This window comes from Kitasatospora sp. NPDC001261, assembly GCF_042896795.1.
In the GTDB taxonomy this organism is placed as follows: Bacteria; Actinomycetota; Actinomycetes; order Streptomycetales; family Streptomycetaceae; genus Kitasatospora.
Genome location: NZ_JBIAXP010000005.1, coordinates 41,471 through 62,823 on the forward strand (window position 1 = coordinate 41,471; position 21,353 = coordinate 62,823).

5 protein-coding genes and 2 pseudogenes are annotated in these 21,353 nt (G+C 75.1%); 5 read left to right on the forward strand and 2 right to left on the reverse strand.

What is annotated here, in order from left to right:
- Nucleotides 1-54: 54 nt before the first annotated feature.
- Together ACFY4B_RS08815 and ACFY4B_RS08820 are read right to left on the reverse strand one after the other, a co-directional pair.
- Nucleotides 55-1,077, reverse strand: a complete 1,023-nt coding sequence (locus tag ACFY4B_RS08815; RefSeq protein ID WP_199823021.1) for a DNA cytosine methyltransferase — start codon at nt 1,075-1,077, stop codon at nt 55-57.
- A gap of 149 nt (nt 1,078-1,226) precedes the next feature.
- A complete protein-coding gene (locus ACFY4B_RS08820) occupies nt 1,227-2,210 on the reverse strand; it encodes a LuxR C-terminal-related transcriptional regulator (RefSeq protein WP_049649231.1) in 984 nt (327 codons plus the stop codon).
- A gap of 329 nt (nt 2,211-2,539) precedes the next feature.
- On the opposite strand from ACFY4B_RS08820, the gene ACFY4B_RS08825 reads away from it, so the two are divergent.
- From ACFY4B_RS08825 to ACFY4B_RS08845, 5 genes and pseudogenes are all read left to right on the forward strand, one after another.
- Complete coding sequence (locus ACFY4B_RS08825; RefSeq protein ID WP_387966970.1) at nt 2,540-3,883, forward strand: IS256 family transposase; 1,344 nt, start codon at nt 2,540-2,542, stop codon at nt 3,881-3,883.
- Nucleotides 3,884-4,068: 185 nt separating this feature from the next.
- A complete protein-coding gene (locus ACFY4B_RS08830; protein ID WP_158077742.1) occupies nt 4,069-4,227 on the forward strand; it encodes a hypothetical protein in 159 nt (52 codons plus the stop codon).
- 120 nt (nt 4,228-4,347) lie between these two features.
- Nucleotides 4,348-4,560, forward strand: coding sequence for an MbtH family protein (locus ACFY4B_RS08835; protein WP_049649760.1), 213 nt, complete (start codon nt 4,348-4,350; stop codon nt 4,558-4,560).
- A gap of 585 nt (nt 4,561-5,145) precedes the next feature.
- Nucleotides 5,146-13,008: pseudogene (locus tag ACFY4B_RS08840) on the forward strand (amino acid adenylation domain-containing protein); the annotation flags it as partial.
- 153 nt (nt 13,009-13,161) lie between these two features.
- Nucleotides 13,162-21,349 (forward strand): annotated as a pseudogene (locus tag ACFY4B_RS08845) (amino acid adenylation domain-containing protein); the annotation flags it as partial.
- Between the last annotated feature and the right edge of the window lie 4 nt (nt 21,350-21,353).

A 21,353-nucleotide genomic window follows, 5' to 3' on the forward strand; every position in this document is an offset into this window, starting at 1 on the left:
CGTCCCGCCCCGGTGTCGTCCCGCCCCGGTGTCACGAGCGCCGCACGGCTCCCTTCACCGTCCGTCGCACGGTACCGGCGCCGGGTTGCCCAGCGCGGCCCGGATCGCGAGACCGAAGGCCCGGGCCACCGGGGGCGGTGACGCGTGGCCCACCTGCCGGTAGCGGTCCGTCTTGCCGCCGGCGAAGGTCCAGTCCTCGGGGAAGCCCTGCAGCCGCGCCGCCTGCTCGACCGTCAGCTTCACCATGTCCGTGCCGTCCGGTGACGGGTCCCAGAGGTCCTCGGGCCCGGGGACCTCATTGGCGACGGTGCCGCCGTTGACCCGCATGCGGGCCCAGGACCGCTTCGATCCGGTCGGCCCCAGATCCGGCCCACCGCGATTCCAGGAACCCCCGACCAGGGTCGGGGCGACCTCGTCGGCCTGTGCGGCCCAGGCCGCGGCGTGCGGCCATCCGCGGGCGGCCATCGAGACGCCCAACGCCTCCCCCACCGTCAGCGGTGGCTCGGTGTCCCGCGCCGGGGGCACGAAGTCACGCATGGAGCCCTCCTTCAGCGCCACCAGGATCCCCTGCTTGCGGTCCTGAGGCACGCCGTGCCACTTCGCGTTGACGACGAACCACTCGTACTCGTACCCGAGGTGTCGGAGTTCGGTCTCGACCTCCGAACGGATGGACTCGTACGCGGGCTTGGAGGCCAACTCGGAGAGGTTCTCGATGAGCAGGGCACGGGGCTGCACGCCGTGCAGGAGCATGACGGTCGCATCGAGCAGCCGGAGCTCCTCCGCGCTGTCCTCACGCCTCACCGCGGCGCTCGCCTTCACCCGGGGCAGACCGGCGGCCAGGAGGTCCACGTCGTAGCACTCCTGGTGCTCCTCCGGAACGAAGTCGAGGAGGTCCGTCCGGAGGACGTGCCAGTCCGGGCGGTTCGACCGCAGCGTCTCGCAGGCCACCGGACGGTTGTCGAGCAGCAACACCGGATCGAACCCGGCTTGTTCGAGACCGAGCGCGAGGCCCCCCGCACCGGCACACACGGCGAGGCAGGTCAAACGGTCGGGACGGGACGCTTCCATGATCACCATTCGTACTCGTCGGAGAACTCGGCAGCGGCCGGGGCCCTGGGTACCGACGGCCGCGTCTCTCCCTGGCGGGAGACGACGGTCAGGATACGCACGGCACGTTGTCCGAGCCCACTGCCCTACCGTGCTCACGCGCCGGGCGCGCGGGCCCGTCAGAGTTCGTCGAGGGGTTCGTCCAGGACGCCCTGGCGGGCGATGATGTAGCCGAGGTGGCCGCGGCTGCGGCTGCCGAGGAGTTCGCTGGCCTTCTGGATGTGGCTGGACACGGTGCGGGTGCTCATGCCGAGGCGGGAGGCGATGGCCTCGTCGGTGTAGCCGTTGACCATCAGGCGCAGCACGTTCTGCCGGGTGCGGGCGGTCAGCAGCCGGGGGCGGTGGTGGCCCTGCTGGTAGGTGACGGGCTCGGCGCGCTCCCACATCAGCTCGAAGATCTTGAGCAGGTACTCGACCAGCGGCGGGAGTTCGATGAGCATCGCGGCGGCCTGGCGGTCGGCGCCGGCCGGGATGAAGGCGGTGGAGCGGTCGCAGATGATCACCCGGTCGAAGACCTCGTTCAGGGTGCGCACCTGGGCGCCCTGGGCGGTGACCTGCTCGATGTAGGCCAGCGTCGGGCCGTGCGAGCGCACGGTGTGCTGGTAGAGGGTGCGTTGGCGCACGCCGCGGCCGGCCAGGGCGAGGTCGCGCGGGAGCGCGTCGCCCAGTTGCTCGGGGCCGCGGCCGCCGCCCGGCTGGGCGGTGAGCAGTTCCTCGCTGCAGGCGGCGACGGCCTTCTCCAGCGCGGGGTTGATCTCCTCGCCCGCCAGCAGCCGGATCGGCAACTTGGCGCGCCGCATGACGTCGCGGTAGGTGTGCTCGGCGGCGTGGAAGGAGGTGTGCAGCGCGGCGAGCCGCTCCTGGTGGGCCAGTACGGCGAGTTCGAGCGGCCGCGCCAGTCCGGTGGCGGCGATGTCGGGCGGGACGGGGACGAGCCGGTCACCGGAGCCGGGCAGCGGGCGCAGCAGACCCATCGCGAGCAGGCATTCGGGGGCTTCGCCGACCGCCTCCCCCTCGGCCAGCGCCGTGCGGTAGAACTCGATGCCCCGGTCGCAGAGCTGGGGTGTTCCCCTTTCCGCGCAGTTGTCCTGACTTGGGCACATCTGGGCATCCTTCCGGCTTCGGCATTGCGGTTTCACGAATGCCCGTACCGGCTACCGCCAGGCATCCGAACCGGCAAGATGGAAGTGACTGCCGTTCGGAAGCCGCCCCCCGGGCTCCGACAGCCGTGAGTGTACGCCCAAAGGGCGCGGAAATCATCGGCTGACGGTAGTCGGGCGTGCACGCAAACGGGGAGCCGGGGTCACGGTCGTGACCGTACCCGGCAGCGGTGACCGGGGGATTGCCGGCGCATCGCACCTGGCGTTCCGACGGGACGTCCGGAGCGGGCGGTCGGTGCACGGAACGGCCTACAGACGGAAGGCACCCCCAGTTGCGAGCTGATTCCGACCCGGCGGCACCGCCCGCCGCCCTCGCCGGCCTGGTGGACCAGCGCCTGGTGCGGCAGTTGGCGGAGGCCGCCGCCGCGCAGGTCGGCTCCGGCGCGGTCCGGCTGCTGGGCGACGGCGGGATTCTCCAGGCCTTCGCCAAGCAGCTGATCGAGGGCGCCCTGGAGCTCGAACTCCAGGAGCACCTGCGCGGCTCCGGCAGCGGCAACGGCAGCGGCACCGGCACCGGCAACGGCTCCGGTCCCGGCGGCAACGGCCGCAACGGCGCCCGGGCCAGACGGCTGCTCACCGAGATCGGCCCGGTCGAGGTGCGGGTGCCCCGGGACCGCGAGGGCAGCTTCACCCCCAAGGCCGTCCTCCCCCGCGCCCGGCGGCTGCCCGGGCTCGACCGGCTGGTGATCTCGCTGACCGCGCGCGGCCTCAGTTCGGGCGAGCTGGTGGCGCACCTGGCCGAGGTGTACGGCGTGGAGCTGAGCCGGGAGACCGTCTCGGCCATCACCGACCAGGTGCTGGACGAGCTCGCCGAGCGGCGCGGGCGGCGGCTCGACCCGGTCTACCCGGTGGTCTTCGTCGACTCGGTGCGCAGCGGCCGCTCGGGCGGGCCGCTGGTGCACCTGGCGCTCGGGGTCTCCACCGAGGGCCGGCGCGAGGTGCTGGGCCTGTGGCCGGCCGCGGACGGTGAGCAGTGGCCGCAGGTGCTGGCGGGGCTCGCCGAGCGCGGGGTGCGGGAGGTCTGGGTGCTGGTGGGCGGCACCGGCGCGGTGCTGGCGGAGGCGGCGGCCGAGCAGTGGCCGCGCACGGTGGTGCACGGTTCGGTGGCGCACCTGCTGCACGCGGCGCTGCGGCACGCGCCCGGCGAGGACTGGGGCGCGCTCTCACGGGCGCTGCGCGAGACCTGTACGGCGCCGACCGAGGCGGCGGCGCTGGAGCGGCTGGCCCAGGCCGAGCGGGAGTGGGGGCCGAGCCACCGCGAGGTGTTCCGGGTGTGGCGGTCGGCCTGGCCGCTGCTGGCCCCCGGTTTCCGCTTCGGCCCGGAGGCGCGGCGGCTGCTGACCGGCGGGGGCGCGCTGGAGCGGCTGCACGCCCGGCTGCGCCGGATCGAGCAGTCCGCGGGGCGGGTGCAGGACGAACGGGCGGCGCTCAAGCGCGCCTACCTGGCGACGCTCGCCCTGGAGTCGCCCACCGGGACGGGCCGGCCGTGGGTCGAGGACTGGCCCGCCGTCCGGGAGGAGTTGCGCCGGGGCTCGCTGCGGCGGGCCGGAGTACCCGCTTCCGCCCCGCGATGTCCTCCGCGATGTCCCACGCGCCCACGGAGTTCCCACCACTGATCTGACAGACCCAGGTACGACTTGGATCATGTCTGTCTGTTTTTGGCACGATCTGACCGGGCTTCCGGTTCCCGCATTGCGTGTTCACGATCACAGTGAGAGCTTCCAAGCACGTTTGGGGCTTCGGCAGGATGCATTTCAGAGCGAAGAGGGCAGACCGCCCTCCTCAGGAAGAGGAATTCGCGATGCCAAGCCTTGCCGTCCGCGTCCACAAGATGCTCGGGATGCTCGCCGTCCTGCTGGCCGCCGTGGTCGGCCTCCAGCTCCACGCCCAGCCGCACCTGTCCACGGTCTCCGTCACCGCCCACGACGCCCCCAGCGAGGACTCCGGCTGGGGTCCGTGAGCCGCGGCTCCGTTTGATCACATCCGGTCACGTCCGACCACCCTGCTCCTCCCCTTCTCGCACTGCTCTGCACGGCTACGAACCAGATCTGCACAGCTACGAAACAGAGAGGAACCGACGATGGCGAACCCGTTCGAGGATGCCGAGGCCAGCTACCTCGTCCTGACGAACGACGAGGGCCAGCACTCGCTGTGGCCGGCCTTCAGCCCGGTGCCCGCCGGTTGGCAGCAGGTGTTCGGTGCCGCCGGACGACAGGACTGCCTCGACTACGTCGAGCAGAACTGGCAGGACCTGCGGCCGAAGAGCCTCATCGCGCACCTGTCCGAGCACTGACCCCGGCCACCGCCCACCGACCGTCGGACCGCTGAGCACCGCGCGGCCGCCGGACGGGGATCCGCGCCGAACGGCCGCTCACCCGGTCGCACCACCTCGGCGGCGCAGCACCCGGCACAGCACCATCCGGCAGGGCACCACCCGGCAAAGCACCGCCTGACAGCGCACCACCTCGGCAACGCACCCGGGGCAGACCGCCGCTCACCCGGCACCGCCCCGCACCCGAGCCGCCCCTCACCAGGCCGCTCGCCCGGTCGTCGGCGCACCGCACCGCCGGAACCCGCCGACACCGCCTCACCACACCACCGCAGCACCCCGTCACCGCCGCGCGGCCGCACCGTCACGCCGCCGGCGCGGTCCCGTGTCCGACGTCTACGCGCGTGCATCGAACAGCACCGGCGCGCCACCACCCTCCGCACCGCCGCACCGCACCCGTGTGCCGCACGGACGTCACACGAAGCACACCGCAGCACCGCAAGACGACCGCAACATCGCTCCGCCGACCCCCGGGCCGACCGCCCCGGGGTCAACCCAGCTCGCCGCTCCCGCCACCGCGGGAGCCAGCCGCACGAGGGAGAGAGTCACATGTCCGGGGTCCAGCAGACGCACAGATCCGAGCAGCGGCCGGAAGCGGCCGAGGTCCTGTGCCGACTGTTCGCGGAGGTGCTCGGCCGGGAGTCGGTCGACCCCGCGGCGGGCTTCTACGACCTGGGCGGCGACCGGCCCGCCGCCGAGCGGCTGCTGGCCCGCGTGCACGAGGAGTTCGGCGTCCGCCTGGAACCGTCCGTCCTGGCGGACGCCCCCACCCCCGCCGCGCTGGCCGCCCGGCTGGCCCGCCCCGACACCCGCCCGACCCTCACCGAGCTGGTCGACGCCCAGGTCGCCCGCACCCCGGACGCCCCCGCCCTGTACGCCGAGGGCACCACCCTCACGTACGCCGAGCTGGACGCCCGCGCCAACCGGCTGGCCCGGGTGCTGGCCGCCCGCGGCCTGGGCACCGAGGACGTCGTCGCGCTGGCCCTGCCGAAGTCCCCCGAGGCGATCGCCGCGATCCTCGCCGTCGCCAAGACCGGCGCCGCCTGGCTGCCCGCCGACCCGGCCTACCCGGCCGAGCGGCTGCGCCACATGCTGACCGACTCCCGCGCCGCCCTGGTGCTCACCACCGCCGGGGCCGCCGGCCAGCTGCCGGAGACCGGCGCCCCCCGGCTGCTGATCGACTCCGCCGAGCACCTCGCCGACCTGGCCGCGCGCTCCGGGGACCGGTTCACCGCCGCCGAGCGGGTGCGGCCGGTGAGCGCGCCGAACACCGCGTACGTCATCTACACCTCCGGCTCCACCGGCGTGCCCAAGGGCGTGGCCGTCACCCACACCGGGCTGCCCAGCATGGTCGGCACCCAGGTCGCCGCCACCGGGGTCGGCCCCGGCAGCCGGGTGCTCCAGGCCTCCTCGCTCAGCTTCGACGTCTCGGTCTCGGACCTGTCCGTGGCCCTCACCACCGGCGCCGCCCTGGTACTGCCGCGCGAGCAGAGCCAGCTGGTCGGCGAGCCGCTGGCCGCCCTGATCGACCGGTTCGGCGTCACCCACGCCGACGTCGCCACCGCGATGATCTCCACCCTGCCCGACCTGCCGATGCCCTCGCTGCGCACCCTGATCGGCGGCGGCGAGGCGGTCTCCCGCGAGCTGGCCGCCCGCTGCGGCCGCGGCCGGCTGATGCTCAACAGCTACGGGCCGACCGAGGCCACCGTCATCGTCAGCATGAGCGAGCCGCTCACCGGCGAGGAGCTGCCCCCGATCGGCCGCCCCTGCCAGGACGTGCGCATCCACGTGCTGGACGAGCAGCTGCGCCAGGTCGAGCCGGGCACCGTCGGCGAGCTGTACCTGGCCGGCCCGCACCTGGCCCGCGGCTACCTGAACCGCCCGGGCCTGACCGCCGAGCGCTTCGTGGCCGACCCGTACGGCGAGCCCGGCGACCGGATGTACCGCACCGGGGACCTCGGCAGCTACCGCCCGGACGGCCAGCTGGACTTCCTCGGCCGGGCCGACGACCAGGTGAAGATCCGCGGCTTCCGGGTGGAGCTCGGCGAGATCGAGCAGACCCTCTCCGCCCACCCCGAGGTGCGCCAGGCCGTGGTGCTGGTCCGCGAGGACCGCCCGGGCGAGCGCCGGCTGGTCGGCTACACCGTCGGCGCCGCCGACCCGGCCGAGCTGCGGGCGTACTGCGCCGAGCGGCTGCCCGACCACATGGTGCCCGTCGTCGTGGTGCTCGACCGGCTGCCGCTCACGCCCAACGGCAAGGTGGACAAGCGCGCCCTGCCCGCGCCGGTGTTCGGCGCCGGCGAGGAGGACGGCCGCGCCCCCGCCGGCGAGCTGGAGCACACCCTGGTCCGGCTGTTCGGCGAGGTGCTGGGCCTGCCCCGGGTGGGCGTCACGGACTCCTTCTTCGAGCTCGGCGGCGACTCCATCGTGGCCATCCAGCTGGTCTCCCGGGCCCGGCACGCGGGCCTCCAGCTCACCCCGCGCGAGGTGTTCCTCGCCCCGACCGTCGAGAAGCTGGCGCTGATCGCCCGTCCGCTGGAGGGGCCGGTCGTCGTCGAGCCCGCCGGGTCCGGCCTCGGCGAGGTGCCGCCGACGCCCATCGTGCACTGGCTGGCCGCCCAGCACGGCGCGGTGGAGAGCTTCTACCAGTCCACCCTGCTCACCCTGCCCGCCGGCACCACGCGGGAGCACCTGACCACCGCCGTCCAGGCCCTGCTCGACCACCACGACCTGTTCCGCGCCCGCACCTCCCCGCTCGCCGAGCGCCCCTGGACGCTGCACGTGCCCGAGCCCGGCGCCGTCCCCGCCGACGCCGTGCTGCGCCGGGTCGAGGGCCGGGCCGACGCGGACGCGCTGCGCGCCGAGACCGAGGCCGCCCGCGGGCGCCTGTCGCCCGAGGACGGCCGGATGGTCCAGGCCGTGCGCTTCGACGCCGGCCCGGAGCAGCCCTCGCAGCTGCTGCTGGTGATCCACCACCTGGTGGTGGACGGCGTCACCTGGCGCATCGTCGAGGAGGACCTGCTCGGCGCGCTCGCCGCGCTCCGCGAGGACCGCGCCGTCGAGCTCGCCCCGGTGCCCACCTCCTTCCGCCGCTGGGCCCAGCGCCTCACCGCCGAGGCCAACACCGACCGCCGGGCCGCCGAACTCCCGCTCTGGCAGGCCGCGTTGGCCACCCCGGACCCGCTGCTCGGCGACCGCCCGCTGGACCCGGCCCAGGACACCTACGCCACCGAGGGCCTGCTGCGGCTCGTGCTGCCCGCCGCGACCACCCGGGCGCTGCTCACCAAGGTCACCGCCGCCTACCACGCCCAGGTCAACGACGTGCTGCTGACCGGGCTGGCCCTGGCCCTCGGCCACTGGCGCGGCCAGGAGACCACCGGGCCCGACGGCGCCGTGCTGGTCACCGTGGAGGGCCACGGCCGCGAGGAGGTCGTCGACGGCGTCGACCTGCACCGCACCGCCGGCTGGTTCACCTCCGTCTACCCCGTCCGGCTCGCCCCCGGGGCGCTGCCCTGGTCCGAGGTCACCGCGGCCGGCCCCGCACTCGGCCGGGCCCTCGGCCGGGTGAAGGAGCAGCTGCGCGCCGTCCCCGACAACGGCATCGGCTTCGGCCTGCTGCGCCACCTCAACCCGGACACCGCCGCCGCGCTGGCCGGGCACGCCGACCCGCAGATCGAGTTCAACTACCTGGGCCGCTTCGCGCCCGAGGGCGTCACCTCCGAGGACGTGCTCGCCGGCACCGAGGCGATGTCCGAGGGCGCCGCGACCGGCCTCGCCCTCGGCCGGGTGCTCGGCCTGGACGCCACCACCGTGGACACCCCGCAGGGCCCGCTGCTGGTCGCCCAGTGGTCCTACGCCACCGGGCTGCTCTCCGAGGAGCGGGTGCAGGCCTTCGCCGAGGCCTGGTTCGCCGCGCTGGGCGCGCTCGCCGAGCACGCCGAGCGGCCGGACGCCGGCGGGCACACCCCCTCCGACTTCCCGCTGGTCGCCGTCACCCAGGACGAGCTGGACGGGCTCGCCGCCCACCACGCCCCCGCCCGCCTGGTCGACGTCTGGCCGACCTCGCCGCTCCAGCAGGGCATGGCCTTCCACTCGGCGTACGACGCCGACGGCGCGGACGTCTACACCTCGGTCGTCACCTTCGACCTCGACGGCCCGGTGGACGCCGACCGGCTGCGCGCCGCCGCCGAGGCGCTGCTGGTGCGCCAGCCCAACCTCCGGGCCGCCTTCCACCAGCGGCACGACGGCCCGCCGGTGCAGGTCGTCCCGGACGGCGTCGAACTGCCCTTCACCGTCGTGGACCTGAGCGGCCACGCTGACCCGGAGGCGGAGGCCGGGCGGATCGCCGCCGCCGAGTACGGCCGCCGCTTCGACCTCGACCGCCCGCCGCTGCTGCGCTACACCCTGCTCCGGCTCGCCCCCGGGCGCCACCAGCTGATCGCCTCCGCGCACCACATCCTGCTGGACGGCTGGTCGACCCCGCTGTTCGCCGAGGAGCTGTGGGCGCTGTACTTCGAGCAGCCGATGGCCCCGGCCGCCCCGTACCGCGAGTACCTGCGCTGGATCACCCGGCGCGACGGCGACACCGCCCGCGCCGCCTGGGCCCACGCCCTGGCCGGCGCCGACGAGCCCACCCTGCTCGCCCCCGGCCGCTCGGCGGCCGTCCCGCAGCTGCCGCTGCGCCTGCACACCGGGCTCTCCCCGGAGAGCACCGAGGCCCTCGCCCGCACCGCCCGCCGCTACGGCGTCACCCTCAACACCCTGGTCCAGGCGGCCTGGGGCGTGCTGCTGGCCCGGCTCACCGGGCGCGAGGACGTGCTGTTCGGCACCACCGTCTCCGGCCGGCCGCACGACCTGCCGGGCGTGGAGCGGATGATGGGCCTGCTCATCAACACCGTGCCGGTGCGGGTGCGCCTGGACCAGGCGGAGAGCTGGGGCCAGCTGCTGCTGCGCCTCCAGCACGAGCAGTCCGCGCTGCTGGACCACCAGCACCTCAGCCTCACCGAGATCCAGCAACTCGCCGGCATGGGAAGCCTGTTCGACACCGTCACGGTGTACGGCAACTACCCGGACCCGTCCGCGCTGGACGACGCCGACCCGAGCGGCGCCACCCGCGTCACCCTGGTCGAGGACGTCGACAGCGCCCACTACCCGCTGGTGCTGGCCCTCACCCCCGGCGACGGCCTCCAGCTGCGGCTGGACCACCAGCCGGACGCCTTCACCACCGGGGAGGCCCGCGCCCTGCTGGACCGCTTCCTCGCCCTGCTCGACCGGATCGTCGCCGACCCGGCCGAACTCGTCGGCACCGTCGAGGTGTTGACCGCGGCCGAGCGCGCCGAGCTGGTCACCGAGTGGAGCGGCACCAGCACCCCGCTGCCGGAGGGCTCGCTGCCCGAGCTGTTCGAGGCGCGGGCCGCCGCGACCCCGGACGCGCTCGCGCTCACCGCGGACGACGCCGAGCTGACCTACGCCCAGCTCAACGCCCGGGCCAACGGCCTGGCGCTGCGGCTGGTCGAGGCCGGGGTGGTCCGGGAGACGCCGGTCGCGCTGATGATCGACCGCTCGGCCGCCCAGGTGGTGGCGATCCTGGCCGTGCTCAAGGCCGGCGGCCTGTACGTCCCGCTGGACGACGCCCAGCCCGCCGACCGGCTGCGGACCGTGCTCGACGACGCCGGGGCCGCCCTGGTGCTGGCCGACGCCGCCCACCGCGAGCACCCCGCGCTGGCCGGACTGACGGTGCTCGACCCGCACGCCGAGGAGCACCCCGAGAACCTCGGACTGCCGCAGCGCGCCGACCAGTTGGTGTACGTGATGCACACCTCCGGCTCGACCGGCGTGCCCAAGGGCATCGCCATCACCCACCGCGGTGTGGTGGACCTCGCGCTCGGCGGCCAGTTCACCGGCGGCGGCCACGAGCGGCTTCCGGTGCACGCGCCCTCCGCCTTCGACGCCTCCACCTACGAGATCTGGACCCCGCTGCTCTCCGGCGGCCAGCTCGTGATCGCCCCGGCCGGCCGGCTCGGCATCGCCGAGCTGGCGGCGGTGATCGGCCACGAGCGGACCACCTCCGCCTGGATCAGCGTCGGCCTCTTCAACGTGCTGGCCGCCGAGGCCCCGGAGACCTTCACCGGGCTGCACGAGGTGTGGACGGGCGGCGACATCGCCTCGCCGGTCGCCATGCGGCGGGTGCTGGACAGCTGCCCCGGGCTGCGGCTGATCAACGTCTACGGGCCGACCGAGACGACCACCTTCGCCACGCACTTCCCGATGACCTCGGCCGCCGAGGTGCCGGCCGTCGTGCCGATCGGCCGGCCGCTGCCCAACAACCGGCTGTACGTGCTGGACGCCGGGCTGCGCCCGGTGCCGGTCGGCGTGCCCGGCGAGCTGTACATCGGCGGCTCCGGCCTGGCCCGCGGCTACGTCCGCCGCCCCGGCCTGACCTCCGAGCGCTTCGTCGCCTGCCCGTTCGGCGAGCCCGGCGGCCGGATGTACCGCACCGGCGACGTGGTGCGCTGGACGCCCACTGGCGAACTGGAGTTCGTCGGTCGAGCGGACGACCAGGTCAAGCTGCGCGGCTTCCGGATCGAACTCGGCGAGGTGGAGGCGGCGTTCACCGCCCACCCGGAGGTCGGCCAGGTCTGCGTGGCGGTCCGCCAGGACCAGCCGGGCGACAAGCGCCTGGTCGCGTACGTCACCGGCGAGGTGCGGGCCGACGCGCTGCGCGACTTCGTCACCGAGCGGCTGCCCGGCTACATGCTGCCCGCCGCGATCGTCGTCCTCGACGAACTGCCGGTGAACCCCAACGGCAAGGTCGACCGCAAGGCCCTGCCCGCGCCCGACTACAACGGCGCCGACGGCGGGCGCGAGCCGCGCAACGCCACCGAGCAGGCCCTGTGCGCGCTGTTCGCCGAGGTCCTCGGGCTGGCCCGGATCAGCATCGACGACAACTTCTTCGACCGCGGCGGCCACTCGCTGCTCGCCACCAAGCTGGTCAGCCGCATCCGCGCCGGCCTCGGCGCCGAGCTGCCGATCCGCACGCTCTTCGACAACCCGACGGTGGCCCTGCTGGCCGCCGCCCTGCCCGACTCCGCGGCGGCCCGCCCGGCCCTGCGGCCGGCCGAGCGGCCGGAGCGCGTGCCGCTCTCCTCCGCCCAGCAACGCCTGTGGTTCATCGAGCAGTTCGAGGGCCCCAGCGCGCTCTACAACACCCCCGTCGCGGTCCGGCTCACCGGCGCCGTCGACCTGCCCGCCCTGGAGCAGGCCGTCCGGGACGTGGTGGAGCGGCACGAGGTGCTGCGCACCGTCTTCCCGACCGTCGACGGCCAGCCGCACCAACAGGTCGTCGAGGCTGGCGGGTTGTCGCTGCGCCAGGTGCCGGTGGCCGACGAGAAGCAGCTGCGGGCGGCCCTGGTCGCGGCCGGCGAGGAGGTCTTCGACCTCGCCCACGACCTGCCGGTGCGCGCCACCCTGCTGTCGCTGCCGCACGACGAGCACGTCCTGCTGGTGCTGATGCACCACATCGCCAGCGACGGCTGGTCGGTCGGGCCGCTCTTCCGCGACCTCGCCGAGGCCTACCAGGCTCGCAGCACCGGCGCCGCGCCCACCCGCGCGCCGCTGCCGGTGCAGTACGCCGACTACACCCTCTGGCAGCACGAGCTGCTCGGCACCGACGAGCGGCCCAGCGCCCTGCTGACCGACCAACTCGCCTACTGGCAGCAGGCCCTGGCCGACGCCCCGGAGGAGCTGGCGCTCCCCTACGACCGGCCGCGCCCGGCCGTGCCGGGGCACCGGGGCGGCCTGGTGGAGGTCACCGTCGACGCCGAACTGCACGGCGCGCTCGGCGAGTTGGCGGCGGCGCAGAACGCCAGCCTGTTCATGGCGCTGCAGGCCGCGGTCGCCACCCTCTACACCCGCCTCGGCGCCGGCACCGACCTCCCGCTCGGCACCCCCGTGGCCGGCCGCACCGACGAGGCCCTGGACGACCTGGTCGGCTTCTTCGTCAACACCCTGCTGCTGCGCACCGACACCAGCGGCGACCCGACCTTCCGCGAGCTGCTCGACCGCGTCCGGCGCGCCGACCTGGACGCCTACGACCACCAGGACATCCCCTTCGAGCGCCTGGTCGAGCACCTCAACCCCACCCGCACCCCCGCCCGCCACCCGCTCTTCCAGACCCTGGTGGCGCTGGAGAGCCGGGTCACGGTGCCGGCCGAGTTCGGCGGCCTGGGCTGCGCGGAGCACCCCTTCGAGCTGGACGTCGCCAAGTTCGACCTGTCCTTCCGCTTCACCGAGCAGGGCCCGCAGGCGGGCCTGACGGTGGCGGTCGAGTACGCGGTCGACCTCTTCGACCACGCCACCGCCACCGCCCTCGGCGAGCGGCTGCTGCGCGTCCTGCGCGCCGCCGCGGCCGCCCCGGACGCGCCGATCGGCGGCATCGGGATCCTCGCCCCGGCCGAGCGCGAGCAGCTGCTCACCGGCTGGAACGACACCGCCGCGCCCGTCCCGGACGCGACCCTGCCGGAGCTGTTCGAGGCGCGGGCCGCCGCCACCCCCGACGCGCCGGCCGTGGTCTTCGGCACCGAGCGGCTGAGCTACGCCGAACTGGACTCCCGGGCCGAGCACCTGGCGGCCCACCTGGCCGGCGCCGGGGTCGGCGCCGAGACGCCGGTGGTCCTGCTGATGGACCGCTCCGCCGACCTGCTGACCGCGATCCTCGCGGTGGCCAAGGCCGGCGGCACCTACGTCCCGCTGGACGACCGGCACCCGGCCGAGCGGCTGCGGCGGATCACCGCCGAGACGGCCGCCGCGCTCGTCCTGGTCGACCCGGCGCACCGCGACCACCCGCTGGCCGCCGACGCCCCCTGCCCCGTCCTGCCGCTCACCGAGGGCTGGTTCGACGGTCCGCGCGAGCGGCGCGCCCACCGGGCCGCGCCCCACCCGGAGCAGCTCGCGTACGTGATGTTCACCTCCGGCTCCACCGGGGAGCCCAAGGGCATCGCGATCAGCCACCGGGACGTGGTGCAGCTCGCCACCGACCCGTGCTGGCGGCACGACGAGGGCCTGCGGGTGCTGTTCCACGCGCCGCACGCCTTCGACGCCTCGACCTACGAGATCTGGGTGCCGCTGCTCTCCGGCGGCCAGGTGGTCGTCGCGCCGCGGGGCGACCTGGACGCGGCCGCCATCCGCGGGCTGGTCCGCGAGCACGCGCTCACCCACGTCCACGTCACCGCCGGTCTGTTCCGGGTCATCGCGGAGGAGGACCCGGGCATCTTCGCCGGTGTGCGCGAGGTGCTGACCGGCGGCGACGTGGTCTCCGCCCCGGCCGTGCGCCGGGTGCTGGAGGCCGTCCCCGGCATCGCGGTGCGGGCCCTGTACGGGCCGACCGAGACCACCCTGTGCGCCACCCAGTACCCGATGCCGGACGCCGCGGCGGTGCCGAACGTGGTGCCGATCGGGCGCCCGCTGGCCAACACCCGGCTGTACGTGCTGGACGCCGCGCTCCAGCCCGTCCCGGCCGGGGTGGCGGGCGAGCTGTACATCGCCGGGGCCGGCCTGGCCCGCGGCTACGTCGGCCGCCCGGCGCTCAGTGCCGAGCGCTTCGTCGCCTGTCCCTTCGACGGGCCCGGCGGCCGGATGTACCGCACCGGGGACCTCGCCCGCTGGACGGCGGACGGCGTCCTGGAGTTCCTCGGCCGGGCCGACGACCAGGTCAAGATCCGCGGCTTCCGGATCGAACTCGGCGAGGTGGAGGCGGCGTTCACCGCCCACGAGGGCGTCGGCCAGGCGCTCGCGGTGGTCCGCGAGGACCAGCCGGGCGACAAGCGCCTGGTGGTGTACGCCACCGGCAAGGCCACCGACGGCGAGCTGCGCGCCTTCGTCGCGGACCGCCTCGCCGCCTACATGCTCCCGGCCGCCGTGGTCGTCCTGGACAGCCTGCCGGTCACGGCCAACGGCAAGGTCGACCGCAGGGCCCTGCCCGCGCCCGAGTACGCCGGGGCGGCCGAGGGCCGCGCCCCGCGCACCGAGCGCGAGCGGGAGCTGTGCGCCCTGTTCGCCGAGGTGCTGGGCGTGGAGACGGTCAGCATCGACGACCGGTTCTTCGACCTCGGCGGCCACTCCCTGCTCGCCACCCGGCTGGTCAGCCGGATCCGCGCCACCCTCGGCGCGGAACTGCCGATCCGCACGCTGTTCGACGCGCCAACGGTCGCCGCCCTCGCCGCCGTCCTGCCCGGGGGCGAGGCGGCGCCCGCGCCGAAGAAGGCCCGCCCGGCCCTGCGGCCGATGCGCCGCCCGAGCGGCCAGGCCTGACCCGCGGCAGGACGCGGGCCGCGCCACCGGCACGGCCCGCCCCCGCCGCACGACCGCTCCGCACCACCGGGCACCGCAGCCCCACCAGCCACAGCAGCCGTACGTCGCCAGTCGGAGGCAGACCTTGATCCCGTTGTCGTTCGCCCAGCAGCGGCTCTGGTTCATCGAACAGTTCGAGGGCCCGAGCGCCCTCTACAACACTCCGTTCGCCCTCCGGCTGACCGGCCGGCTCGACGCCGCCGCCCTCGAAGGCGCGCTCGGGGATGTGGTGGACCGGCACGAGGTGCTGCGCACCGTCTTCCCCACCACCGACGGCCAGCCCCACCAGCACATCCTCACCGAGGGGCGCCCGACCCTGCACCGGGTGCCGGTGGCCGACGAGGCCGAGCTGCCCGCGCTGCTGCACGAGGCGGCCGGGCAGGTCTTCGACCTCGCCGCCGACCTGCCCGTGCGGGCCTGGCTGTACGCGCTGCCCGCGCCGGACGAGCACGTCCTGCTGCTGCTCACCCACCACATCGCCAGCGACGGCTGGTCGGTCGCCCCGCTCTTCCGCGACCTCGCCGAGGCGTACCGGGCCCGGACCACCGGCACCGAGCCGCGGTGGGAGCCGCTGCCGGTGCAGTACGCCGACTACACCCTCTGGCAGCGCGAGCTGCTCGGCGAGGAGGACGACCCGGAGAGCGTCGTCTCCCTGCAACTCGCCCACTGGCGGCAGGAGTTGTCCGACCTTCCGGAGGAGCTGGCGCTCCCCTACGACCGGCCGCGCCCGGCCCGGCCGAGCCGCCGCGGCGGCGCCGCCGACTTCGAGCTGGACGCCGAACTGCACGCCGCGCTCACCGAGTTGGCCTCCGGCCGGCACGCCAGCCTGTTCATGGCGCTGCAGGCCGCGGTCGCCACCCTCTACACCCGCCTCGGCGCCGGCACCGACCTGCCGCTCGGCACCCCCGTCGCCGGCCGCACCGACGAGGCCCTGGACGACCTGGTCGGCTTCTTCGTCAACACCCTGCTGCTGCGCACCGACACCAGCGGCGACCCGACCTTCCGCGAGCTGCTCGACCGCGTCCGGCGCGCGAACCTGGACGCCTACGACCACCAGGACATCCCCTTCGAGCGCCTGGTCGAGCACCTCAACCCCACCCGCACCCCCGCCCGCCACCCGCTCTTCCAGACCGTCGTCACGCTCAACGCGGAGCAGGCCGGCGACCTCGCCTTCGGCACCGCGACGGGCACCCCGGTCGAGGTCGGCGAGGCGCAGGCCCAGTTCGACCTCAACTTCAACTTCGTCGAGCGGCTCGCGGCCGACGGCACCTGCCTGGGCGTGCGCGCCGCCGTCGACTACGCGGCCGACCTCTTCGACCACGCCACCGCCGTCTCCCTCGCCGAGCGGCTGGTGCGCGTCCTGCGCGCCGCCGTGGCCGCCCCGGACGCCCCGATCGGCGGCATCGAGATCCTCGCCCCGGCCGAGCGCGAGCAGCTGCTCACCGGCTGGAACGGGCCGGCCGCGCCGGTCGCCGAGCAGAGCCTGCCCCGGCTGTTCGAGGCCCAGGCCGCCGCCACCCCCGGGGCCCTCGCCCTGGTCTCCGGCACCGAGCGGCTCGACTACGCGGAGCTGAACGACCGCGCCAACCGGCTCGCCGCCCTGCTGCTGGAGCGCGGCCTGACCACCGAGCAGCCGGTCGCGGTGCTGATGGAGCGCTCCGCCGGGCTGCTCACCGCCGTCCTCGCGATCGCCAAGGCGGGCGGCACCTACGTCCCGCTGGACGACCGCTACCCGCTGGACCGGCTCCAGCACATCCTCGCCGACACCCGCACCGCCCTGCTGCTCGTCGACCCCGCCCACCAGGGCCACCCGGTGCTCGCCACCGAGGGCTTCGCCACCGTCGAGGTCACCGACGCGCTGCTCGCCGGGGCCCCCGCGGCGGGCGACCCGGCCGTGCCCGTCCTGCCCGGCCAGCTGGTCTACGTGATGTACACCTCGGGCTCGACCGGGGTGCCCAAGGGCGTCGCCGTCACCCACCGCAACGTGGTGGACCTGCTGGGCAACCCGCACTTCCGGGCCGGCCACCACGAGCGGGTGCTGCTGCACTCGCCCACCGCCTTCGACGCCTCCACCACCGAGATCTGGGCGCCGCTGGTCACCGGCGGGGCGATCGTGCTCGCCGAGCCCGGCGAGCTGGACATCCGCCGCCTCGCCGAGACCATCACCACCCACGAGGTGACCCTGGTCCAGGCCCCGTCCGGCCTGCTGCGGCTGATGGCCGACGAGGACCCGGCCGCCTTCCGCAACGTCCGGCAGGTGTGGACCGGCGGCGACGTCGTCCCGCCGGAGTCCGTCCGCCGGCTCCACCGGGCCTGCCCGGACACCTCCGTGGTCGCGGTGTACGCCCCCACCGAGACCACCGCCATCAAGACCACCTTCACCATGGCCCCGGGCGAGCCCGTCCCCGCCGTGGTGCCGATCGGGCGCCCGCTGAACAACACCGGGCTGTACGTGCTGGACACCGCGCTCCAGCCCGTCCCGGCCGGTGTGGCCGGCGAGCTGTACATCGCCGGGGCCGGCCTGGCCCGCGGCTACGTCGGCCGCCCCGGCCTGACCTCCGAGCGCTTCGTCGCCTGCCCGTTCGGCGAGCCCGGCGCCCGGATGTACCGCACCGGCGACCTGGTCCGCTGGACCGCCGACGGGGTGCTGGAGTTCCTCGGCCGGGCCGACGACCAGGTCAAGATCCGCGGCTTCCGGATCGAACTCGGCGAGGTGGAGGGCGCGTTCACCGCCCTCCCGGGCGTCGGCCAGGCCTTCGCCGTGGTCCGCGAGGACCGGCCCGGCGACAAGCGCCTGGTGGTGTACGCCACCGGCGACGGCACTCCCGCCGAGCTGCGCGCCGCCGTCGCCGACAGCCTGCCCGGCTACATGCTCCCGGCCGCCGTGGTCGTCCTCGACGCCCTCCCGGTGACGGCCAACGGCAAGGTGGACCGCCGCGCCCTGCCCGCCCCGGACTGGACCGGCGGCGCCGAGGGCCGCGCCCCGCGCACCGACACCGAGCGCGCCCTGTGCGAACTCTTCGCCGACGTCCTCGGGTTGGAGCGGATCGGGATCGACGACAGCTTCTTCGACCTGGGCGGCCACTCGCTGCTCGCCACCAAGCTGGTCGGCCGCATCCGCACCGCGCTCGGCACCGAGCTGCCCGTCCGCACGCTGTTCGACGCCCCCAGCGTGGCCGCGCTCGCCGAGGCGCTGCCCGCCCCGGGCGCCGCCCGTCCGGCCCTGCGGCCGGTCGAGCGCCCCGACCGCGTCCCGCTCTCCCCCGCGCAGCAACGCCTCTGGTTCATCGACCAGTTCGAGGGCCCGAGCGCCCTCTACAACACCCCGTGCGCGCTCCGGCTGACCGGCCCGGTCGACGCCGCCGCCCTCCAGGCGGCCCTGGCGGACGTGCTGGAGCGCCACGAGGTGCTCCGCACCGTCTACCCGACCACCGACGGACAGCCGCACCAGCTGCTCCTGGAGAACCCCGAACTCCCGCTGCACACCGCCTCGGTGGCCTCCGAGGAGGAGCTCGTGGCGGCCCTCGCCGAGGCCGGGTCGCAGGTCTTCGACCTCGCCCGCGACCTGCCGGTGCGCGCCACCCTGCTGTCGCTGCCGCACCAGGAGCACGTCCTGCTGGTGCTGATGCACCACATCGCCACCGACGGCTGGTCCGTGGTCCCGCTGGTGCGCGACCTCGCCGAGGCGTACCGGGCCCGCCGCACCGGCGCCGCCCCCGGCTGGGAGCCGCTGCCGGTGCAGTACGCCGACTACACCCTCTGGCAGCACGAGCTGCTCGGCACCGACGAGCGGCCCAGCGCCCTGCTGACCGACCAACTCGCCTACTGGCAGCGCGCCCTGGCCGACCTGCCGGAGGAGCTGACGCTCCCCTTCGACCGGCACCGCACCGCCGCCCCGAGCCGCCTCGGCGCCGCCGTCGAGCTGCGGATGGACGCCGGACTCCACGCCTCCCTGGTCGAGTTGGCGCAGCAGAGCCGGGCCAGCGTCTTCATGGTGATGCAGGCCGCGCTCGCCACCACCCTGGGCCGGATCGGCGCGGGCACCGACCTGCCGATCGGCACCGTGGTGGCCGGCCGCACCGACGAGGCGCTGGAGGACCTGGTCGGCTTCTTCGTCAACACCCTGGTGCTGCGCACCGACCTCTCCGGCGACCCGAGCTTCCGGGAGCTGGTGGAGCGCGTGCGGGTCTCCACCCTGAACGCCTTCGAGCACCAGGACGTGCCCTTCGAGCGGCTGGTCGAGCTGCTCAACCCGGTGCGCTCGACCGCCCGCCACCCGCTCTGCCAGGTGATGCTGACCTCCGGCGGCGACGCCGGGGAGATCAGCCTCGACGGCCTGCCCGGCCGGGTCGAGCAACTGGACTCCGACCTCGCCAAGTTCGACCTGACCTTCGCCTTCAGCGAGAGCTTCGACGCGGCCGGCGCGCCCGCCGGACTGGGCCTGACGGTGGAGTACGCCGTCGACCTGTTCGACCGGGCCACCGCCGAGGCGACGGCCGCCCGCTTCGAGCGCGCCCTGCGCGCGGTGCTGGCCGACCCGGACCTCGCGGTGGGCCGGGTCGAGGTGCTGGCGCCCGAGGAGCGCGAGCAGCTGCTCACCGGCTGGAACGACACCCGGGAGGACCTCCCGCTCGGCACCTTCCCGGCGCTCTTCGAGGCCCGGGCCGCCGCCCGCCCGGAGGCCGTCGCGCTCTCCTTCGGCGCCGAGCAGGTCACCTACGGCGAGCTGAACGAGCGCGCCAACCGCTTCGCCCGGCTGCTGATCGAGCACGGCGCGGGCCCCGAGCGGTTCGTCGCGATCGCCCTGGAGCGCTCGATCGAGCTGATCGTCGCCCAGCTCGCCGTGCTCAAGGCCGGCGCGGTCTTCCAGCCGCTGGACCCGCGCTACCCGGCCGACCGGATCGCCTACATGCTGGACGACGCCCGGCCCGCGCTGGTCCTCACCAGCCGGGCGCTGGCCGACGGCCTGCTCGCCGACAGCACCGTCCCGCGGCTGCTGATCGAGGACCTGGACGCCTCCGGCCACCCGGCGCACGACCTCACCGGCACCGCGATCACCCCGCACTCGGCCGCGTACGTCATCTACACCTCGGGCTCCACCGGCCGCCCCAAGGGCGTGGTGGTCACCCACACCGGCCTCGCCGCCATGGTGGAGAGCCAGCGCCGGGGCCTGGCCGTCACCCCGGACAGCCGGGTGCTGCTGTTCGCCTCGCCGTCCTTCGACGCGGCCGTCTGGGAGCTGGGCATGGCCCTGCTCACCGGCGCCCGGGCCGTCCTCGGCGACGCCGACCAGCTGCTGCCCGGCCCCTCGCTGACCGAGCTGATCGCCGAGCAGGGCGTCACCCACCTGACCCTGCCGCCGACCGCGCTGGCCGTCCTCGCCCCGGACGCGCTGCCGGAGGGCGGCACCCTGGTGGTGGCCGGCGAGGCCTGCCCGCCCGACCTGGTCGAGCACTGGTCGGCCCGGCTGCGGATGGTCAACGCCTACGGCCCGACCGAGTCCACCGTCTGCGCCAGCATGAGCGAACCGCTCGCCGGCCGGATCGCCCCGCCGATGGGCCGGCCCGTGCTCGACACCCGGCTCTACGTCCTGGACGCCGCGCTCCAGCCCGTCCCGGCCGGGGTCGAGGGCGAGCTGTACATCGCGGGCGCCGGCCTGGCCCGCGGCTACCTCAACCGGCCCGGCCAGAGCGCCGAGCGCTTCGTCGCCGACCCGTACGGCGCCCCCGGCAGCCGGATGTACCGCTCGGGCGACCTGGTCCGCCGCCAGGCCGACGGCACCCTGGAGTACCTGGGCCGCACCGACCACCAGGTGAAGATCCGCGGTTTCCGGATCGAGCCCGGCGAGATCGAGGCCGTGCTGGCCCGCCACCCCGCCCTGGCCCAGGCGTTCGTGCTGGTCCGGGAGGACCGCCCTGGCGACCGCCGGCTGGTCGGCTACGCCGTCGCCCACCCCGGGCGGACGGTCGACCAGGCCGAACTGCGGGCCCACGTCGGCGCGTCCCTGCCGGACTACATGGTGCCCTCGGCGGTCGTCGCCCTGGACGCCCTGCCGCTGACCGCCAACGGCAAGGTCGACCGCAAGGCCCTGCCGGCCCCCGACACCACCTGGCTCGGCTCCGGGCGGGCGCCCGCGACGCCCCAGGAGGAGCTGCTCTGCGGCCTGTTCGCCGACCTGCTCGGGCTGGAGAAGGTCGGCGTGGACGACAACTTCTTCGAACTCGGCGGGCACTCGCTGCTGGCCAGCCGGCTGGTCGCGGGCCTGCGCGACCTGGTCGGCGAGGGCGACCGGGTCGGCGTCCGCACGCTGTTCGAGGCGCCGACCGTGGCCCGGCTGGCCGAGCGGCTCACCCGGGGCCCGGCCGCCGAGAGCTTCCCCGTCCTGCTGCCGATCCGCACCCGCGGCTCGC